Here is a 19,260-nt window from a genome sequence, read left to right on the forward strand (position 1 = left end):
TCTTCTGCCTGTCGAAACAGGCTTCGATATCGTCTTGCGAGTGCCCACACAGATTGTCTGATAAATTGTTAAAGAGCGTTCGTTACCCGTTTGCCTTGCGGCGAATCTTACGGTAACGCGGGAGGCAGATAATACGCTTTCCCGCTGAAGAGTCAAGAGTTTATTTGGTTTCTTTCGAAGTCAAACTCAATCATTTCTCTTCCTGACCCGGCGAAGTGTGTTTCGTTGTTCCCGGTCAGTGGAGGCGCATTATAGGGAGTTCCTGACAGCCTGCAACCCCTAATTTCAAAAAACTTTTCAACCGTGTTTTTTTTCAGCAAAAATGGGGTAAAAGGCCAGAATTTAAACAATTATTAAGCTAAACATTAACTACCCAAGTTAAACAGTAGAGTAAAATAGAAGTATAAGAAGATAGATAGGACAAAACACCATGCAACTAAATACCCAACAGCAGGCCGCCCAGCGCAATCTTTCGTATCTGCTGGCCGAAAAAATTGGCCAGCGCATTCTCGCAGGGGAATATGAAGCCGGCAGTATATTGCCTGGAGAGATAGAGTTGGGGGAACAATTTGGTGTCAGCCGTACCGCTGTACGTGAAGCGGTAAAAATGCTCGCCGCAAAAGGGATGTTATTACCGCGTCCGCGTATCGGCACCCGAGTGATGCCGCAAACCAATTGGAACTTCCTTGACCAGGAATTACTGACCTGGTGGATGACCCGAGAGAATTTCGATCAAGTGATGCAACACTTCCTTATATTAAGGAGGTCACTCGAACCTCAAGCCTGTTCACTGGCAGCTATCAATGCCAGTGAAAAACAAAAAGCCCTGTTAGCATTATTAATGACAGAAATGTACGAGCTGCATACCCATTTTAATCGCGAACGATGGATTCAAGTAGATGCTCAATTTCATCAATTGATCTATGAAGCCAGTGGTAATCCATTTTTAACGTCTTTCGCTAATTTGTTCAGTTCGGTTTATCACAGTTACTTTCGTTCTATTACCGGCGATGAGGTGATTAAGCTGCAACACCATCAAGATATTGTCGATACCATTCTGGCTGGCGATAGCCAAGGTGCGTTGGTAGCTTGTCAGGTGTTATTAAAAGAGAAAGACTAACAGTCAGATGTTCTTTATATCTATATATAGATAGAGAGGGTACTCACACCCACCCAATATAATCAGGACGGACAATGATAAAATCTGCGCGCAGCATGGCGGGTCTCCCTTGGATAGCCGCCATGGCTTTCTTTATGCAGGCTTTGGATGCCACCATACTGAATACGGCACTCCCTTCAATCGCTGAAAGCCTTAATCGCTCACCTCTAACTATGCAGTCAGCTATTATCAGCTATACCCTCACGGTGGCGATGTTGATTCCGGTGAGTGGTTGGTTGGCCGATCGTTTCGGAACTCGACGCATTTTCATTTTGGCCGTTTCATTATTTACGCTAGGGTCATTACTATGTGCGCTTTCTGGTTCTCTACCATTTTTGGTAGCATCCCGAGTTATTCAAGGGGTGGGTGGTGCCATGATGATGCCCGTCGCCAGGCTAGCACTTATCCGGGCTTATCCGCGCAGTGAGTTATTGCCAGTATTAAACTTCGTCACCATCCCCGGATTAATCGGCCCTGTCATGGGACCATTATTAGGGGGATTATTGGTCACCTACGCCACATGGCACTGGATTTTTATCCTTAATATTCCCATCGGATTACTGGGTATCTTTTATGCCCGTAAATATATGCCCGACTTCACCATGCCGAAACGCGCCTTTGATATTATCGGTTTCCTGCTGTTCGGTAGCAGTTTAGTTATGATATCCGTGAGCCTGGAAATAATGGGGCGCCCAGATATTGCCAGCTATCTGCCAGCCGCTGTGCTATTGGGCGGTTTATTAATGCTGCTCTTCTATATATTCCACGCCAAAGGCCATCCTAATCCGCTAATTGGTTTGCCGCTGTTTAAAACCCGAACCTTTTCCGTCGGTATTGCGGGTAACGTAGCTTCACGTTTAGGCACTGGCTGTGTTCCTTTTCTGATGCCACTCATGTTGCAAGTCGGGTTTGGTTATTCCGCTATTATTGCCGGTTGCATGATGGCCCCCACCGCCATTGGTTCGATGATGGCAAAATCAGCGGTAACTCAAGTTTTGCGCTCACTGGGCTATCGCACCGTGTTGGTGGGTATTACGGCTATTATCGGGGTACTGATTGCCTTGTTTGCTTTTCAATCGCCGGGCATGTCACCCTGGATGATGATATTGCCACTGTTTATATTGGGTATGGCGATGTCGACACAATTTACGGCAATGAACACCATTACTCTGGCTGATTTAACCGATAACAATGCCAGCTCAGGTAACAGTGTTTTAGCAGTAACCCAGCAACTGGCGATTAGCTTTGGCGTTGCCATCAGTGCCGTGGTTTTGCGGTTTTATGATGGGTTGTCGTTTGGGAATAATATTGACCACTTCCACTACACCTTTATTACGATGGGTGCCGTGACATTGCTGTCATCCGTGGTGTTCTTATTACTCAAACCTAAAGATGGCGATAACTTGATTCAGGGCCGTAATGTGAAAAAAGTTACGCAGCCCGCAGAGAGTGAAGTTTAACGAGTAGCGACCGAGCCGCGCTCGATTAGCTCGGGAGTGAGAATCAGAACCTGTGGTTCCGCTTCCGGGTTATTTAGCCGATGAATAAGAGTATCAATAGCCAACTCACCGAGATCATCTTTGGGCTGATGAATGGTCGTCAACGGTGGCGTCATATATTGTGCAATTTCGATATCATCATAACCAATGACCGCCATGTCCTGCGGAATCGATAACCCAGCCTGATGTAAGGCCTGATAAACCCCAACCGCCATCGCATCATTACTGGTAAAGACCGCTTCAGGGGGCTGCGGCAATGCCAGTAGCTGCTTCATAGCAACCAAGCCGCCACCAAATTCAAAATCACTGGCCACTTCATAATCAGGGAGCACCGGTAAACCTGCGCGATCCATTGCCTGGCGGAATCCTTGCAAACGTTCTTTAGCCGGTGTTTTATCTTGTGGGCCAGCAATACAGGCGATACGAGTATATCCTCTGGCAATCAGGTACGAGGTTGCCATTTCCCCGCCTAATAAAGAGTTATCCTGAATGACATCATTCACCCCTTCAAAAGGGGCCCAGTCCATCATAATAATCGGTAGAGAAGGGTAGCAGCGCAGAATATCCTGCGACGGGCGATGACTTTCGGTACACATCAGCAACAAACCATCGACACGTTTTTGCATTAGAGTTTCAATACTACGACTCATGCGATCGATGTCACCCTCGGTATTACACAAAATCAAACTGTAGCCGCGCTCATAGCAACTGCGCTCCACACCACGAACCACTTCAGCGTAAAACGGGTTGCTACTGGCAGTGACTAACATGCCGATAGTCCGGGTTTCATTGAGTTTTAAACTACGCGCTAACGCAGATGGGGCATAGTTAAGTTGCTTGATGGCAGCCAGCACTTTGTCACGGATAGGATCGCTAACAAAACGATTTTTATTAATAACATGCGAGACAGTAGAGGTTGAAACGCCCGCTAAACGGGCGACATCTTTCATGGTGGCCAAAGTTATACCCGATCTTGTAAGAAACTATCGATCTCGGCCCGCCAAGGAATGGAAGGTTGTGCGCCAGGGCGAGTCACTGCAATCGCAGCCGCAGCATGAGCAAAACGGACGGCTGAATCCATTGCCTGGCCTTCCAGTAAAGCAGTCAATAATGCGCCATTGAATGTATCACCGGCAGCAATGGTATCTACTGCATTAACTTTAAAGCCAGCGACTAATTTGCCCTGACCTTGCTCGCTAAGCCACACACCGCGGCTACCCAAAGTAATAATCACAGTGGCGATACCTTTATCATGCAAAATTTGCGCGGCTTTCGCTGCGTCATCATCCTGCTCAATATGAATGCCCGTTAAGCGCTCAGCTTCTGTTTCATTTGGAGTAATCATATCCACCAGCGATAACAGCTCATCTGGTAGTTCGCGGGCAGGAGCCGGATTCAGGATAACCTGAGTTTGATGCTGTTTTGCCAATTTAGCAGCGGCGATAACCGTCTCAAGTGGAGATTCCAGTTGCATCAATAATGCATCGGCATCAATAACTTGCTGTTGATAACGGCCAAGATACTCCGGTGTTACTGCCGAGTTTGCCCCAGCATGAATACCAATGACGTTCTCGCCTTCACCATTAACAAAAATCAGCGCTACCCCCGTCGTAGTGCCTGCTACCGCTTCAATAGGTGCGGTATCAATATTATCACTGGCTAATTGCAGACGTACCCGGTCACCAATATCATCTTCACCCACACAGGCAATAAACGCGATATTCGCCTCACTACGGCCAGCAGCAACGGCCTGATTAGCACCCTTGCCACCGAAAGCAACTTTATACTGCTTCCCGATCACCGTTTCACCTGGACGCGGAAACTGCTCAATATTCAGAATATGGTCGGCATTGATGCTGCCCAAGACCACCAGTTTACCTGTTTCCATCGTATTTATTCCTTTGTCATTGAAGTTGCAGGGGTGTTAGCTACGTTCACTCACCCGAATCACTGATTTGAATCAGCTCATCGGGATTCATTCACTTGCCGCCTACCTGCAACTCCAATTACCTTGGGTTTATTGAATGACAACTACTGATTGAATGACGATATTATTTAGTCACTAACTTCAGATCTACTGGGATAACGGCCTGGACTTTCTCGCCTTTCAATACTTTATCCGCAGTTTGTACACCAATGACACCAATCTGGTCTGGGCGTTGAGCAATAGTTGCGCCCATTTTGCCACTTTCGACAGCTTTAATACCATCGTCAGTGCCATCAAAACCAACCACTAACACATCAGTTTTGCCCGCAGTCTGCAAGGCGCGTAAAGCACCCAGCGCCATTTCGTCATTCTGAGCAAACACAGCCTGAACATCTGGATGAGCCGTCAGCAAGTTCTGCATAACGTTCAAACCTTTAGTCCGATCAAAATCTGCCGGCTGACTAGCCAATAACTGGAATTTGTTTTTTTCCATTGATTGCTTGAAACCTTCGCCGCGCTCACGAGCAGCAGATGCACCAGCAATCCCTTCCAACTGAATGACTTTGGCATCACTACCGACTTTCTTAGCAATGTAGTCACCAGCCATTTTGCCACCGAAACGGTTGTCAGAGGCTACGTGGCTCACCACCGTGCCTGCATTAGCCAGACGGTCGAGAGTAATGACGGGAATGTTTGCCTGATTGGCCATTTTAACCGCGTTGCCCACGGCATCGGAATCAGTTGGGTTGATCAATAGCAATTTGGTGCCACGCACAGTTAAATCCTGCACGTTGGCTAATTCTTTAGCTGGGTTGTTTTGGGAATCCAAAATCACCAGGTTGTAGCCCAGTTTATCCGCTTCTTTTTGTGCGCCGTCTTTCATTGAAACAAAGAACGGGTTATTCAGCGTGGAAACAACCAATGCAATCGTGTCTTTTGCCAACGCGTTAGCACTGACGGTAGCGCTCAATGCAACAACAGAGATCAAAGTAGCCAGTTTCTTCATTTTCATGGTCGCAATTCCTGTAGGGAGAGAGGTTATTTGCTGCTTTTATTGTCTACCAACACCGCAAGCAGGATAACTACTGCTTTGACGATCATTTGGTAGTAAGAGGAGACACCCAATAAATTCAAACCGTTATTTAAAAATCCGAGGATTAATGCGCCGATCAGGGTGCCAACAATCCGCCCTTTACCCCCAGCAAGACTGGTACCCCCCAGAACCACGGCTGCTATCGCATCCAGTTCATAACCGGTACCGGCTGTAGGTTGTGCTGATGATAAGCGGGCAACTTCGATAATCCCTGCCAATGCCGCTAACAACCCACAGAGTGAATAAACAATAATTTTAACTTTATCAACGCTGATACCAGAGAGGCGTGTTGCGGACTCATTGCCCCCCAGCGCATAAATATAACGACCCAGACGTGTGTGATGCAGCATGTACCATGCCGCAATAAAGACAATCGCCATCAACCAGATAGGCGTAGGGATACCCAATGGGCGGCCAATACCGAACCAGCCAAAAGTATCTGCCACATCAGTAAAACCGGTGTTTATCGGACTACCATTGGTGTAAACCATGGTGACACCACGCAGTAACAACATCATAACCAGGGTAGCAATAAAGGCCTGCACTTTACCTTTAGCCACAATCACCCCAGTGATGCCGCCGACAAACGCCCCCAATGCCAGCGCGGCACCCACGGCAACCAGCGCATTAACTTCCAACCCGACAATGGAGGCCGCAACCGCACCGGTCAGCGCCAATAATGACCCCACTGACAGGTCAATCCCTGAGGTCAGGATAACCAGTGTCATCCCGACGGCCATAATGGCGTTGACGGAAGTCTGCTGGAGAATGTTAAACATGTTATTCAGGGTAAAGAAGTTCGGGCTTAGTGACGAAACCACAGCAATCAGCACCAGCAGCGCAATCAGTGATTTTTGTTCTAATAACCATTCTTTACTGAACCAGCGCTTGGTATTAATCGTTTGGGAACTCATATCTGATTACTCCTGCTCTGCACACTTTCACTTACCAATAAATCGCGCTTGCCGACGGCAGCTGCCATCAACACTTCCTGGGTAGCCTGTTCAATAGAGAACTCGCCGCTTAGCTGGCCTTCATGCATCACAATGATGCGGTCACTCATGCCCAACACTTCCGGCATTTCCGAGGAGACCAATATGATGCTCAGCCCTTCTTGTTTGAATTGATTGATTAACTGGTAGATCTCTTTTTTGGCCCCGACGTCCACACCACGAGTCGGTTCATCAAGGATCAACACTTTTGGTCGGGTCATCAAACCGCGAGCGATAGCCACTTTTTGCTGATTACCACCCGATAACAGACCAATCGGTTGTTCCATGGAAGGCGTTTTGATATTAAATAAACGAATGAAATCCGCCACCGCCTGCTGTTCATCAGCATGTTTGAGCGAACCGCCTGAACGGCTGAAATAACGTAATGCAGTCAAAGACATATTCTCTTTAACTGACATTCCGAGTACTAAACCATCCCGTTTACGGTCTTCAGAAATATAAACAATGCCATTGGCTAAACCGTCCTGCGGTGAATGAGTCACGACTTCACGGCCATCCAACATCACAAAACCCGATTTACGCGGCAGCGCACCATAGATGATTTTCATCAGCTCAGTGCGGCCAGCTCCCATCAAACCCGCCACCCCCAAGATCTCGCCACTGTAGAGAGTGAAATTGACATTCTCGACCCCAGGGCCGCATAGCTGTTTGACCTGTAAACGTTTTTCGCCGCGCGGTAAATTCAGACGTGGGTATTGCTCTTCCAATTTACGGCCAACCATCATCTCAATCAGAGAGTTTTCAGTTAATGTATTAACCGGTTTTTCGGCGATAAACTGCCCATCACGGAATACCGTGACGTCATCGCAAATCTCAAAGATTTCTTTTAGACGATGGGAAATATAAACAATGCCGCGACCTTCCGCTTTCAGCTCTTTAATGACATTAAATAAAGAGGCTGTTTCGGTGTCAGTCAGCGCATCGGTAGGCTCATCCATAATGATGACTTTGGATTCAAAGCTCAGCACTTTGGCGATTTCCACCATTTGCTGATCACCAATCGAAAGTTCGCCCACCAGCCGATGGCTGCTGTAGCTGATATTAAGGCGCGCCAACAGTAAATCAGCTTCGGCATACATTTTTTTCCAATCAATGCCGCCAAAGCGATTAACAAACTCGCGCCCTAAAAAGATATTTTCTGCGATAGTTAACTGTGGAATCAGGTTAAGTTCCTGATGAATAATGCCGATACCCGCTTCCTGCGACTCTTTCGGGCCATTAAACACCACTTCTTTACCCAAGAAATGCTGGCTGCCGGCATCCTTATTGTAGATGCCGGTCAGCACTTTCATCATGGTCGATTTTCCGGCCCCATTTTCGCCTACCAGTGCCATCACCCTACCAGGATAGACACTTAGCGCAGCACCTGAGAGTGCTTTGACGCCGGGAAAGGCTTTATCAATCCCTTTCAGTTGCAGCAAAGGTTGCATAAACGCCTCAGAAAGTTACGCCGGAGCAGAGAATAATGTTAGCAAAGGGGGAACATTCCCCGCTACGAATCACTGCCCGGCTTTGTTTGGTCTGCTCTTTAAAAGCCTCATGGCTGATATAGTGCAAAGCAATTTGGTTTCCCTGGTGTTGCTCAAGTTGTGATAGTTGTGCGAGTAACGTTTCATGGAGTTGCGGGTTATTTTTAACAATCTCCTGCGCCAGGTAAGCACTTTCAACCTGCATTTCTTGCGTTACCACCTCAAAAACCTGGAGGAATCCAGGGACGCCTTGAGTCAGTGCCAAATCGATACGCGTGGCGGTTGCCGGTATTGGCAGCCCCGCATCACCTATCACAATCTGATCGGTATGGCCCAGGCGAGAGATAACGGCGGAAATATCAGAATTTAGTAATGCACCTTTTTTCATTTTCTACTCCAACAGCGAAACGTTTCGCTGATACTGAGTTTAGAAAAATGGCAGCAGAAGGCAAACCCAATTTGATGAAATTGTGATCGCCATCGAAACGTTTCGCTGAACAAATGAAAAGCGGGAGGATGAATGTGAAAAAGGCCGTTATGTTTAACGGCCTTCTAAGTTAAATCTCTACCTGCGTCCCTAGCTCAATGACCCTATTCGGTGGGATTTCAAACTGATCAGCTGCGCGCAGCGCATTACGACTAAGGGCCACAAACAACTTGCCGCGCAAGAACAAATACCACGGCCGCTTGGTCAGGATAAGTGACTCGTGGGACATAAAGAATGAAGTTTCCATCATCTGGCAAGGTAACCCCTCCAAACCGCAGCGATGGAAAATCTCTTCCACATTAGGGGTTTCGCGCCAACCGTAACTCGCCACTACCCGCCAGAATGTCGGTGAGAGCTGCTCGATAGTTACTCGATTAACGTTATGGACATAAGGTGCATCTTCAGTTCTCAGTGTCAGTAGAACAACCCGCTCATGTAACACTTTGTTATGTTTCAGGTTATGCAGTAATGCAAACGGAATAACATTCATCGCCCGAGACATATACACCGCCGTGCCCGGAACGCGTACCGGAGGCGATTTTTCCAATGAGGCAATCATCGCTTCCAGGGAGTTACCGTGTTCATGCATACGGCGCAGCAAGCTGAAACGCTCACTCTTCCAAGTGGTCATGATAATAAACATCACCAAGCCCAGTGACAGTGGTAACCAACCGCCGGAGAACAATTTCAATGCGTTGGCAGAGAACATCGGCACATCAATAACCAATAACGCCACCAGCAAGAAGTAGACAAAGAAGCGATTCCAGTGCCAGTTTTTCAGTGCTACGGTGCAGAAGAGAACACTGGTAATAACCATCGTGCCCGTTACCGCAATACCGTAAGCCGCTGCCAGATTACTGGAACGTTCGAAGCCGACAATCACCAATACCACCGCCAGATACAGTGTCCAGTTAATCACCGGGATATATATCTGGCCAGACTCCATTTCCGAGGTATGAATAATACGCATCGGTGGCAAATAGCCTAAACGGACGGCTTGCCGGGTCAGGGAGAAGACACCGGAGATAACAGCCTGTGAGGCAATTACCGTTGCCAACGTTGCCAGTATTAACAGTGGAATCAATGCCCAGTCAGGGGCGAGTAGGAAGAAGGGGTTTTTGATAGCTTCCGGGTTTTTCAATAATAACGCGCCCTGGCCAAAATAATTCAGCACCAATGACGGTAAAACCACAGTAAACCACGCCAATCGAATAGGAAATTTACCAAAGTGCCCCATATCTGCATATAAAGCCTCCACCCCGGTAATAGCCAACACCACCGCACCAAGGGCAAAGAAAGAAACAGACTTATATTCAGTAAAGAAGCTGATTGCCCATTTAGGATTCAGTGCAGCCAATACTTCTGGATTAGCAATAATGCTGCGCAAACCCAGCAGCGCCAGCGTCAGGAACCAAACCAGCATCACTGGGGCAAACAATTTACCCACGCTACCTGTACCGTGTTTTTGAATAACAAACAGCAGGGTTAAAACAGCAATCGAGCAGGGGACAATATAAGGATCAAGTGCAGGTGCGGCAATTTCCAGCCCTTCGATGGCCGACATAACGGATATGGCTGGCGTGATAACCACCTCGCCATAAAAGAAACTACCGCCAATTAAGCCGAGAATAACCAAAATTGAAGTGGCTCTGGAAGAGGTATTACGCCCAGCCAAAGACATTAACGTTAAAATCCCCCCTTCACCGGCGTTATCCGCGCGCATGACATAGGTCAGATATTTAACCGAGACAATCAGAATTAACATCCAGAAGATCAGTGATAAAAAACCAAATACCACATCAGGACGGACATCAAAACCATAATGACCAGAAAAGCACTCTCTCAGGGTATAGAGTGGGCTGGTACCAATATCACCATAAACGACCCCTATTGCAGCCAGGGTTACCGCCGATAAAGATTGTTTTTTATGTTCTGTGCTCATATTTGATTTCTTTTTGCTAGAACATCCATAAGCCGATGAGTGCATTTAGTCACCGCAACCGCCTGTTATATATTCTTATACACCTGCCAAAAGGCGCACAGTATGCACCATTTCAATAGATTGCCTACTCTTAAATCAAACAACAAAAAGTACGAAAATAGATCGACTACAAATAGCTGGTGATATAAAAATATTACTAATCAATGGGCTATCCTATTAAGAAAAAAATGCTATACCACTAAGAAAAAGAGGATCTATTCCCCCTGATCAGGTAAAAATCAATCAACTAACGGAACATATAGAGCAATTATGGCGCAATCATCACAATTAGCAGAAAGAATCTCCCGCTTGAGCAGTGCCCTTGAAAGTGGTCTGTATGAAAGACAGGAAGCTATCCGCTTGTGTTTGCTGGCCGCACTGAGTGGCGAAAGCGTATTCCTGCTCGGCCCGCCGGGGATTGCTAAAAGTCTGATTGCTCGACGCCTAAAATTTGCTTTCCGAAATGCCCGGGCATTTGAATATCTGATGACCCGTTTTTCTACGCCGGAAGAAGTATTTGGCCCACTCTCTATTCAAGCTCTGAAAGAAGAGGGGCGCTATCAGCGCATGACTGGCGGTTATCTACCTGAAGCTGAAATCGTTTTTCTGGATGAAATTTGGAAAGCGGGCCCTGCCATTCTAAATACTTTGCTGACTGCTATTAATGAACGACGCTTTCGTAATGGTGATCGGGAAGACAGTATCCCGATGCGTTTGTTGGTAACCGCCTCTAACGAATTACCCGATGCAGACAGCAGCCTGGAAGCGCTTTATGACCGAATGCTTATCCGCCTATGGCTGGATCGCGTGCAAGAAAAGCAGAACTTCCGCTCATTGCTGCTCAGCCGACAAAATGAAAATCATAATCCGGTAGCTGAAAATCTCAGTATCAGCGATGAAGAATTTTATCAGTGGCAACCCTTAATAGACAAAATAGCCCTACCGGATAACTGTTTTGAGCTTATTTTTCAGCTACGTCAGCAGCTCAGCGCACAAGAGCAAGCGCCGTATGTCTCTGACCGGCGGTGGAAAAAGGCTCTGCGTTTGCTGCAAGCTAGCGCCTTCTTCAGCGGGCGAGATGAAATAACGCCAATAGACTTAATTTTGCTGAAAGATTGCTTATGGCATGATTTAAGTTCGCTTAAATTGCTACAGCAACAGCTTGAACAGTTGCTAACAGAACAGGGGTATCAGCAACAAAGCCTATTAATGAAGCTCCAGCATATACATGCTCAATGGTTGAAACACCAACAGCAGCAAAGTGACCATCAAGCACTGACAGTGACCAAACAAAGCGGTATGTTCAGCCGTAAACCGCAATATTCCCTGCCAGACCATCTTACTGATAGCACCCTGACACTGTTCTTGCAAAAACCACTTAGCTTGCATGACATTCAGGTCAATCATCTGCAAATAGAGAAAGAGGCGCTGGCTCAATGGTTAAATAAAGGTGGGGTCTTACGCGCCAAATTAAATGGTGTCGGTTATGCCCAATCTATTGACGCTGAAGTTGATGATCAACTACATATCACGGTGCTGGATGTCAGCCGCCAATCATCAATACTGTCGCAACCCGGAGCTTCCACTACCAGTGTGCCCCCCGAGTTGCTGGTGGAGCTAGCTGAGCTGGAAAATAGTTTGGCTGAGCAACGGCGGCTATTCAGTCAACATCAACCTTGCTTGTTTACGCCGTCCTCTTGGTTGGCGAAAATAGAAGCCAGCTTATTGAATGTGGCTGAGCAAGTGAAACAGCTACAACAAAAACTACGCGGTCATTGATCTATGCTCAGCCTGGCTACACTGGATTTGCTGCTATCGATAAGTGAAAGTGAGCTTATCGAAGAGATGGTGGTGGGATTACTGGCCTCACCGCAGTTAGCCATATTCTTTGAAAAATTTCCGCGTATTAAACGGGCATTAATGAAGGATATCCCCGGCTGGAAGCAAAACTTACAACAGCGAATTCGGGAGGCAAAAGTCCCCGCAGGTCTGGCAAACGAGTTTGCTTTATACCAACAGAGTCAATTGGAAGATAGCTCACTATTTTATGCCCATCTCCCGCAGATTGTAGTGCAACTGCAACAATGGCATTCCCCTTTTGCCACACAAGCTAAAACACTGCTGCATGCCGCTGATTTAAATAGAAATCCCCAAACAGGGGATAGTTTTCAAACTCTCTTTTTGCAGCGCTGGCGTGTCAGCCTGACCTTACAAGCCATCACTATCCACCATCAGTTACTTGAGCAAGAACGAGAGCAACTTTTAGCTGAGTTGCAACAGCGACTTGCGCTCAGTGGTGCTTTGGAACCCATTCTTGCAACCAATGATGGGGCTGCAGGGCGGCTTTGGGATATGAGCCAGGGGCATTTGCAGCGTGGTGATTATCAGTTATTGCTGCAATATGGCGATTTTTTGCAACAGCAGCCGGAGTTACAGCAACTTGCAGAGCAATTGGGGCGCAGTCGATCCGCCAAAGCGCAACCTACCCCTGATGCCCGCTTTGAACCTTATACCGTGATGGTTCGCCAACCTGATACCGTGCCAGAAGAGGTCAGTGGCATTCATCAGAGCAATGATATTTTGCGATTATTGCCGACCGAATTAGTTATGTTGGGGATGAGTGAGCTGGAGTTTGAGTTTTATCGCCGCTTACTGGAGCGACGTTTACTCACCTACCGGCTACAAGGTGATAATTGGCAAGAAAAGACCTTGCAGCGGCCTGTCAGCCTTAAAAGTCATGACGAACAACCGCGCGGCCCCTTTATCGTCTGTGTTGATACTTCGGGTTCAATGGGGGGGTTTAATGAACAATGCGCCAAAGCATTTTGTTTAGCACTGTTACGTATTGCTTTGGAGGATAATCGCCGCTGTTACATCATGTTGTTTGCGACAGAAATTATTCACTACGAACTCTCATCAGCCAGTGGTATTGAGCAGGCAATACGCTTTCTCAGCCAACATTTTCGTGGCGGCACCGATCTGGCGGCCTGCTTAGCCAGCACTCTAAGCAAAATGGAAGAGCGAGATTGGTATGACGCCGATGCCGTGATTATTTCAGATTTCATTGCTCAGCGCTTACCCGAGGAATTGATCCGAAAAATTAAAATCCAGCAGCAAGCTCATCAACACCGGTTCCATGCCGTAGCGATGTCGGCCTATGGCAAGCCCGGTATCATGCGGATTTTCGATCATATCTGGCGCTTTGATACCGGGTTAAAAAGCCGTTTAATACGCCGTTGGAAGCGCTAAGAAACTATTTTAGTTCAGTAACCCTGCCCCAACGTTAATTGATAATCCCAAGATCGTCATATTGAAAATAAAGGATAATACTGACTGCAAGAGCACCACTCGGCGGATATCTGACGTGCCGGTCGAGACATCAGCGGTTTGGGAAGCAACACCAATAGTGAATGAAAAATAAAGAAAATCCCAATAAGAAGGCTCAGTAACCTCTTTAGGGAAAATTAACGGGAGAACAGCGTCTGACTCATCGCGGGATAAATAAAATAAATGGGCATAATGCATAGTAAAAGCGGTTGGCAATAGTAACCACGAGACCAATAAAGTCATTCCGGTGAGGACTAAATGGAATGCTTTAGCCGAGCCCGATAACTGATTCGCTGTGCTTAACTCAAACAGAATAACCAGGATACTCGCCAGACACGCCATACTGACAATACTCAGCACCATGGTGGCACTTTCATCCTGTACACGAGCTATTAATCTGATTTTTTTCGGATCATTGCGCAATAATTGCAGCCATAAAAAGAACAAATAGAGCCACGCAAATATATTCCAACTCACCATCAAGCGCAGCAATACAGTGAAATGTGATGGCAACAGGAAGTAAGTGACTATTCCAGCACCAACAGATAATAGCAGCCTTGGACGCGCATGTGAGTAATGTTTAAGAGGGTGAAATCGGGCCATAACGTCAACAACCTTATAGGTGAAATACCTCAGTATTATGCCACCTACAGCATAGATGAAAGAACCCGCTTATGTTTATGATGTTAAAAACCCGCTATAGCTGCATAAGCCATAACGGGTTGAAATAATTCAGAGATGATCTGCTGGGAATTACAGCAAGCCTTCTACCTTCTCACTGACTTCTGCCCCCCACACACCACATTGCACCTGACCAATATGCTGTAATTGCAGCAATAACATCACTAAACGGGACTGACCAATACCCCCACCAATTGTCTGCGGCATTTCACCTTTCAGCAGCGATTGATGCCATTCCAGTTTCAGACGATCTTCATCTGATGTCAGAGCTAATTGACGTTTCAGTGCTTCTGCATCGACGCGAATACCCATGGATGAAATTTCAAAAGCATCTTCCAGCACGGGGTTCCAGACAATAATGTCACCGTTTAGCCCAGCAAAACCTTCTGCACTAGGAGAGGTCCAGTCATCATAATCCGGGGCACGAACATCATGAGATTTACCGTCAGCCAATTTGCCGCCAATCCCAATCAAGAAAACAGCACCCAGCTCTTTAGCAATGGCGCGTTCGCGACCTTTCGCATCCAGATCAGGGAATTTAGCCCGCAGGCTTTCACTGTGGATAAAATGAATCTGTTCTGGCAAGAAAGGTTTTATATCAAATTCTGCACTGATCGCTGCTTCGGTTTCTTTAATCGCCGCGTAGATTTTGTTAACAGTGGATTTCAGATAAGCCAGGTTGCGCTCGCCATCACCCATGACGCGCTCCCAATCCCACTGATCGACATACACGGAATGAATGGCACTCAAGCGATCTTCATCAGGACGCAATGCTTTCATATGGGTGTAAATTCCTTGGTCAGCACCAAAATCAAAGCGACCTAAGGTTTTACGCTTCCATTTAGCTAATGAATGAACAACTTCAAAAGTTGCGCCTGGCAAGCTTTTTACTTTTACCTGAACGGCTTTCTCTGAACCAGACAGGTTATCTTGAGTACCATCACCCACACGGCTCAGGATGGGTGCCTGTACTTCAATCAGGCCTAATTGCTGTTCTAATTGACGGGAAAAAAAGGATTTTACAAAACTGATCTGTTGTTGTTTTTGGATAAATTGCTTTTTCATTGTCATTTTCTCAATTCGTTGCTGTCGATTATGCAAATTGTCTGTTGTGCCGTTTTGCTTGTCATCGATTAAGCAACAGAATGAGGGTTAAATTCAATATCCAACAAACAATATTGCCTTTTCACTTTTAATCATTCATTTTTATGTATCTATAATTAGATAATCGATAAAAAAAGGGGGTTAATATGAGTGAAATTTATCAAATCGATAATCTCGATCGTGGCATCCTGAACGCATTAATGGAAAATGCGCGTACACCTTATGCGGAATTAGCTAAAAATTTTGGTGTCAGCCCAGGAACAATTCATGTCCGAGTTGAGAAAATGCGCCAGGCGGGGATTATCACCGCAGCCTGTGTTCACGTTAATCCAAAACAGCTGGGCTATGACGTGTGCTGCTTCATCGGCATCATTTTGAAAAGTGCCAAAGATTACCCTTCGGCCCTAAAAAAACTGGATAGTTTAGAAGAAGTTGTCGAGGCCTATTACACCACAGGCCATTACAGCATCTTTATTAAGGTTATGTGTAAATCGATAGATGCACTGCAACAGGTACTTATCAACAAGATCCAAACGATTGATGAGATCCAGTCAACTGAGACTCTTATTTCCCTGCAAAACCCCATCATGCGTACCATCGTGCCCTGAGCACTAAATAACTATACCCACATTATCCACAGGTAGATCCCAGCTGATTCACAGCGTACAATACCGATTCATTACTTCGGTTGGGTTCTTTATGGCTGACATTACCTTGATCAGTGGCAGTACGCTTGGCAGTGCTGAATACGTTGCTGAACATTTAGCTGAGAAATTAGAAGAGGCGGGTTTCACGACAGAAACTCTGCATGGTCCGGAATTAGACGAGCTGACCCTGGATGGTATGTGGCTAATTATCACTTCCACTCATGGTGCAGGTGATCTGCCAGACAATCTTCAACCCTTATTAGAACAAATCGAGCAGCAGAAACCGGATCTCTCACAGGTTCGCTTTGGTGCAGTTGGTTTGGGCAGTTCAGAATATGACACTTTCTGTGGTGCGGTCAGAAAATTGGATCAGCAACTGATCATCCAGGGAGCCATTCGTGTGGGTGATATTTTAGAAATTGACGTCATCCAACATGAAATTCCTGAGGACCCAGCAGAGATTTGGGTTAAAAATTGGATTAATTTGCTCTAGTTCGCTTAAAGATCAAGCGATCAAATGTGGATAAGTAAGCTATAAAGCAGGGTATAAGCAGTACATATCCACATAACAACCTTAGTGACTTAAAGTGCCTGTGTATAACATGCCATTTAGATCCCAGCTTATACGCAATAGGATCACCGATCATTCACAGCAAACGATCCTCCTTAATTACATGATCTCAAATGTGAATAATCACTTATCCACAGAGGATCATGATCCTAATAAGAGATCTAATAAAGAGATCTTTAAATAAAAAGATCTTCTTTTAATTAAGAGCGATCCTAAGCTGCTTGGTCGATCGTCTAAACTTGAGTAGAATCCCCCACCCCAGGGCAAACACAGAAATTCGCATAACGGCGAGGTGCAGTACCATGTTTTATCCAGATCAATTTGACGTCATCATCATTGGTGGTGGCCATGCCGGCACGGAAGCTGCAATGGCAGCGGCACGCATGGGACGTCAGACCTTATTGCTGACGCACAATATCGACACACTGGGACAAATGTCTTGTAACCCAGCGATTGGCGGTATCGGTAAGGGGCATTTGGTAAAAGAGATCGATGCTCTGGGCGGGTTAATGGCAATGGCAACTGACCAGGCCGGTATTCAGTTTAGGATACTAAACGCCAGCAAAGGGCCAGCAGTAAGAGCAACTCGAGCTCAAGCCGACCGTGTTCTGTATCGGCAAGCTGTACGTACCGCATTAGAAAACCAGCCTAACTTGATGATTTTCCAGCAACCTGTTGAAGATCTGATTGTTGAGAACGATCGTGTGGTCGGTGCAGTGACCAAAATGGGGTTAAAATTCCGCGCTAAAGCCGTGGTCTTAACTGTCGGTACTTTTCTGGATGGCAAAATACATATTGGCCTTGAAAACTACAGCGGCGGTCGTGCGGGTGATCCACCATCTATCTCATTGTCACAACGCCTGCGTGAATTACCGCTACGCGTAAATCGCCTTAAGACCGGTACTCCGCCTCGTATTGATGCACGCACTATTGATTTTAGCCAATTAGCCCCACAACTGGGTGATACACCTATTCCGGTCTTTTCATTCCTGGGAAATGCCAGCCAGCATCCAGAGCAAATGGCATGTCATATCACCTACACCAATGAAAAAACCCACGAAGTGATCCGAAATAACCTGGATCGCAGTCCGATGTATGCTGGGATCATTGAGGGGATCGGGCCACGTTATTGCCCATCGATCGAAGACAAAGTCATGCGCTTTGCTGATCGTAATTCACATCAGATTTTCCTTGAACCTGAAGGTCTGACCAGCAATGAGATCTATCCAAACGGTATTTCTACCAGTTTGCCTTTCGATGTACAGATGCAGATAGTTCGTTCAATGAAAGGGCTTGAAAATGCACGTATCGTCCGGCCTGGCTATGCCATCGAATATGATTTCTTCGATCCACGAGATTTGAAACCTACGCTGGAAAGCAAATATATCCAGGGCTTGTTCTTTGCCGGGCAAATCAATGGTACTACAGGCTATGAAGAAGCTGCGGCTCAAGGGCTGCTTGCAGGCCTTAATGCGGGTCGCTTTGCCAACGATGAAGATGGGTGGTCACCTCGTCGTGATGAAGCCTACCTTGGCGTGCTGGTGGACGATTTAAGCACCCTCGGCACCAAAGAGCCGTACCGTATGTTTACCTCACGAGCGGAATATCGTTTGATGTTGCGTGAAGACAACGCGGATCTGCGTTTGACCGAAATGGGCCGTAAATTAGGGTTGGTCGATGATGCGCGCTGGGCTCACTTTAGTCAGAAGATTGAGCAAATTGAAAAAGAACGCCAGCGCCTGCGTGATATCTGGGTTCATCCTCATTCTGAGAACGTAGCTGAAATTAATGCGGTGCTGAAAGCTCCATTATCAAAAGAAGCCAACGGAGAAGAATTACTGCGTCGTCCTGAAATTGACTATCGTTTGTTAACAAATTTGCCTTCATTTGGCCCGGCATTAACCGATCCCCAAGCAGCAGATCAGGTTGAGATTCAGGTTAAATATGAAGGTTATATTGCCCGTCAGCAGGAAGAGATCGAAAAGCAGCTACGTAATGAGAATACCTTATTGCCAGTTGATCTCGATTATCGGCAAGTGTCTGGTTTATCGAATGAAGTTATCGCTAAATTGAATGATCATAAACCTAACTCAATCGGGCAGGCTTCACGTATTTCAGGGATTACGCCTGCGGCAATTTCCATCTTGTTGGTTTGGCTGAAAAAACAGGGTTTGTTGCGCCGTAGCGCATAACCATCAAACATTTGCCAGGCAGCAAGAATAAGCTGCCCGGCAATTCAGGCCATAACCAAACTATTCAAACCACTGCTAAGCTAGATTATCATTTCAGATATTAGCTCATT

The 19,260-nt window shown here is 46.4% G+C and carries 16 protein-coding genes; 7 read left to right on the forward strand and 9 right to left on the reverse strand.

All coding sequences use genetic code 11. The features are described 5' to 3' along the window. Positions 1-430: 430 nt before the first annotated feature. A complete protein-coding gene (locus FTB31_RS11775; protein ID WP_050078699.1) occupies positions 431-1,120 on the forward strand; it encodes a FadR/GntR family transcriptional regulator in 690 nt (229 codons plus the stop codon). A gap of 74 nt (positions 1,121-1,194) precedes the next feature. Next, positions 1,195-2,619: a multidrug transporter subunit MdtD gene (mdtD, locus tag FTB31_RS11780; RefSeq protein ID WP_050078701.1), complete on the forward strand. Its 1,425-nt coding sequence runs from the start codon at positions 1,195-1,197 to the stop codon at positions 2,617-2,619. On the opposite strand, the gene rbsR is transcribed toward mdtD, so the two are convergent. From rbsR to kup, 7 genes are all read right to left on the reverse strand, one after another. Then, the gene (rbsR, locus tag FTB31_RS11785) at positions 2,616-3,617 is read right to left on the reverse strand and encodes a ribose operon transcriptional repressor RbsR (RefSeq protein WP_019081488.1); all 1,002 of its coding nucleotides are present in this window, start codon (positions 3,615-3,617) and stop codon (positions 2,616-2,618) included. The two genes, mdtD and rbsR, sit on opposite strands and share 4 nt — an antisense overlap. 2 nt (positions 3,618-3,619) lie before the next feature. Continuing rightward, entirely contained in the window at positions 3,620-4,546 is a 927-nt protein-coding gene (gene rbsK, locus FTB31_RS11790; RefSeq protein WP_227731402.1) for a ribokinase, read from the reverse strand. Positions 4,547-4,709: 163 nt separating this feature from the next. Continuing rightward, on the reverse strand, positions 4,710-5,597 hold the full coding sequence (rbsB, locus tag FTB31_RS11795; RefSeq protein ID WP_005175185.1) for a ribose ABC transporter substrate-binding protein RbsB: 888 nt from the start codon (positions 5,595-5,597) through the stop codon (positions 4,710-4,712). A gap of 26 nt (positions 5,598-5,623) precedes the next feature. After that, positions 5,624-6,592 carry a ribose ABC transporter permease gene (gene rbsC / locus FTB31_RS11800; RefSeq protein ID WP_005175184.1) on the reverse strand — a complete coding sequence of 323 codons (969 nt, stop codon included), beginning with the start codon at positions 6,590-6,592 and terminating at the stop codon, positions 5,624-5,626. Further along, a complete protein-coding gene (rbsA, locus tag FTB31_RS11805; RefSeq protein WP_019081486.1) occupies positions 6,589-8,121 on the reverse strand; it encodes a ribose ABC transporter ATP-binding protein RbsA in 1,533 nt (510 codons plus the stop codon). The genes rbsC and rbsA overlap by 4 nt, the downstream gene beginning before the upstream one ends. A gap of 7 nt (positions 8,122-8,128) precedes the next feature. Then, entirely contained in the window at positions 8,129-8,548 is a 420-nt protein-coding gene (rbsD, locus tag FTB31_RS11810; RefSeq protein ID WP_227731403.1) for a D-ribose pyranase, read from the reverse strand. A gap of 169 nt (positions 8,549-8,717) precedes the next feature. Continuing rightward, positions 8,718-10,589: a low affinity potassium transporter Kup gene (gene kup, locus FTB31_RS11815; RefSeq protein ID WP_050078704.1), complete on the reverse strand. Its 1,872-nt coding sequence runs from the start codon at positions 10,587-10,589 to the stop codon at positions 8,718-8,720. Positions 10,590-10,898: 309 nt separating this feature from the next. Between kup and ravA the strand changes: the two genes are divergently transcribed. After that, positions 10,899-12,407 (forward strand): ATPase RavA, encoded by a 1,509-nt coding sequence (ravA, locus tag FTB31_RS11820; protein ID WP_077295025.1) that lies wholly within the window; start codon positions 10,899-10,901, stop codon positions 12,405-12,407. A gap of 3 nt (positions 12,408-12,410) precedes the next feature. After that, positions 12,411-13,877 carry an ATPase RavA stimulator ViaA gene (viaA, locus tag FTB31_RS11825; RefSeq protein WP_227721632.1) on the forward strand — a complete coding sequence of 489 codons (1,467 nt, stop codon included), beginning with the start codon at positions 12,411-12,413 and terminating at the stop codon, positions 13,875-13,877. A 9-nt stretch (positions 13,878-13,886) separates the two neighbouring features. On the opposite strand, the gene FTB31_RS11830 is transcribed toward viaA, so the two are convergent. Together FTB31_RS11830 and asnA are read right to left on the reverse strand one after the other, a co-directional pair. After that, on the reverse strand, positions 13,887-14,558 hold the full coding sequence (locus FTB31_RS11830; RefSeq protein WP_050078709.1) for a DUF1345 domain-containing protein: 672 nt from the start codon (positions 14,556-14,558) through the stop codon (positions 13,887-13,889). A 150-nt stretch (positions 14,559-14,708) separates the two neighbouring features. Next, entirely contained in the window at positions 14,709-15,701 is a 993-nt protein-coding gene (gene asnA / locus FTB31_RS11835; protein WP_227731404.1) for an aspartate--ammonia ligase, read from the reverse strand. 185 nt (positions 15,702-15,886) lie between these two features. Between asnA and asnC the strand changes: the two genes are divergently transcribed. The 3 genes from asnC (at position 15,887) to mnmG (ending at position 19,150) form a co-directional block, all read left to right on the forward strand. Then, positions 15,887-16,348 carry a transcriptional regulator AsnC gene (gene asnC / locus FTB31_RS11840; protein WP_050078711.1) on the forward strand — a complete coding sequence of 154 codons (462 nt, stop codon included), beginning with the start codon at positions 15,887-15,889 and terminating at the stop codon, positions 16,346-16,348. Positions 16,349-16,439: 91 nt separating this feature from the next. Continuing rightward, positions 16,440-16,880 (forward strand): FMN-binding protein MioC, encoded by a 441-nt coding sequence (gene mioC / locus FTB31_RS11845; protein ID WP_077175075.1) that lies wholly within the window; start codon positions 16,440-16,442, stop codon positions 16,878-16,880. A 380-nt stretch (positions 16,881-17,260) separates the two neighbouring features. Further along, complete coding sequence (gene mnmG / locus FTB31_RS11850; RefSeq protein ID WP_227720101.1) at positions 17,261-19,150, forward strand: tRNA uridine-5-carboxymethylaminomethyl(34) synthesis enzyme MnmG; 1,890 nt, start codon at positions 17,261-17,263, stop codon at positions 19,148-19,150. The last annotated feature ends 110 nt before the right edge of the window (positions 19,151-19,260 follow it).

Origin of the sequence: Yersinia proxima (genome assembly GCF_902170785.1) — a bacterium.
GTDB classification, from domain to species: domain Bacteria; phylum Pseudomonadota; class Gammaproteobacteria; order Enterobacterales; family Enterobacteriaceae; genus Yersinia; species Yersinia proxima.

Bases quoted from the DNA above. Each gene is read 5' to 3' on its own strand.
- FTB31_RS11775 (WP_050078699.1), top strand. From the start codon at position 431: ATGCAACTAAATACCCAACAGCAGGCCGCCCAGCGCAATCTTTCGTAT.
- mdtD (WP_050078701.1), top strand. From the start codon at position 1,195: ATGATAAAATCTGCGCGCAGCATGGCGGGTCTCCCTTGGATAGCCGCC.
- rbsK (WP_227731402.1), bottom strand. From the start codon at position 4,546: ATGGAAACAGGTAAACTGGTGGTCTTGGGCAGCATCAATGCCGACCAT.
- rbsB (WP_005175185.1), bottom strand. From the start codon at position 5,597: ATGAAAATGAAGAAACTGGCTACTTTGATCTCTGTTGTTGCATTGAGC.
- rbsC (WP_005175184.1), bottom strand. From the start codon at position 6,592: ATGAGTTCCCAAACGATTAATACCAAGCGCTGGTTCAGTAAAGAATGG.
- rbsA (WP_019081486.1), bottom strand. From the start codon at position 8,121: ATGCAACCTTTGCTGCAACTGAAAGGGATTGATAAAGCCTTTCCCGGC.
- rbsD (WP_227731403.1), bottom strand. From the start codon at position 8,548: ATGAAAAAAGGTGCATTACTAAATTCTGATATTTCCGCCGTTATCTCT.
- kup (WP_050078704.1), bottom strand. From the start codon at position 10,589: ATGAGCACAGAACATAAAAAACAATCTTTATCGGCGGTAACCCTGGCT.
- ravA (WP_077295025.1), top strand. From the start codon at position 10,899: ATGGCGCAATCATCACAATTAGCAGAAAGAATCTCCCGCTTGAGCAGT.
- viaA (WP_227721632.1), top strand. From the start codon at position 12,411: ATGCTCAGCCTGGCTACACTGGATTTGCTGCTATCGATAAGTGAAAGT.
- FTB31_RS11830 (WP_050078709.1), bottom strand. From the start codon at position 14,558: ATGGCCCGATTTCACCCTCTTAAACATTACTCACATGCGCGTCCAAGG.
- asnA (WP_227731404.1), bottom strand. From the start codon at position 15,701: ATGAAAAAGCAATTTATCCAAAAACAACAACAGATCAGTTTTGTAAAA.
- asnC (WP_050078711.1), top strand. From the start codon at position 15,887: ATGAGTGAAATTTATCAAATCGATAATCTCGATCGTGGCATCCTGAAC.
- mioC (WP_077175075.1), top strand. From the start codon at position 16,440: ATGGCTGACATTACCTTGATCAGTGGCAGTACGCTTGGCAGTGCTGAA.
- mnmG (WP_227720101.1), top strand. From the start codon at position 17,261: ATGTTTTATCCAGATCAATTTGACGTCATCATCATTGGTGGTGGCCAT.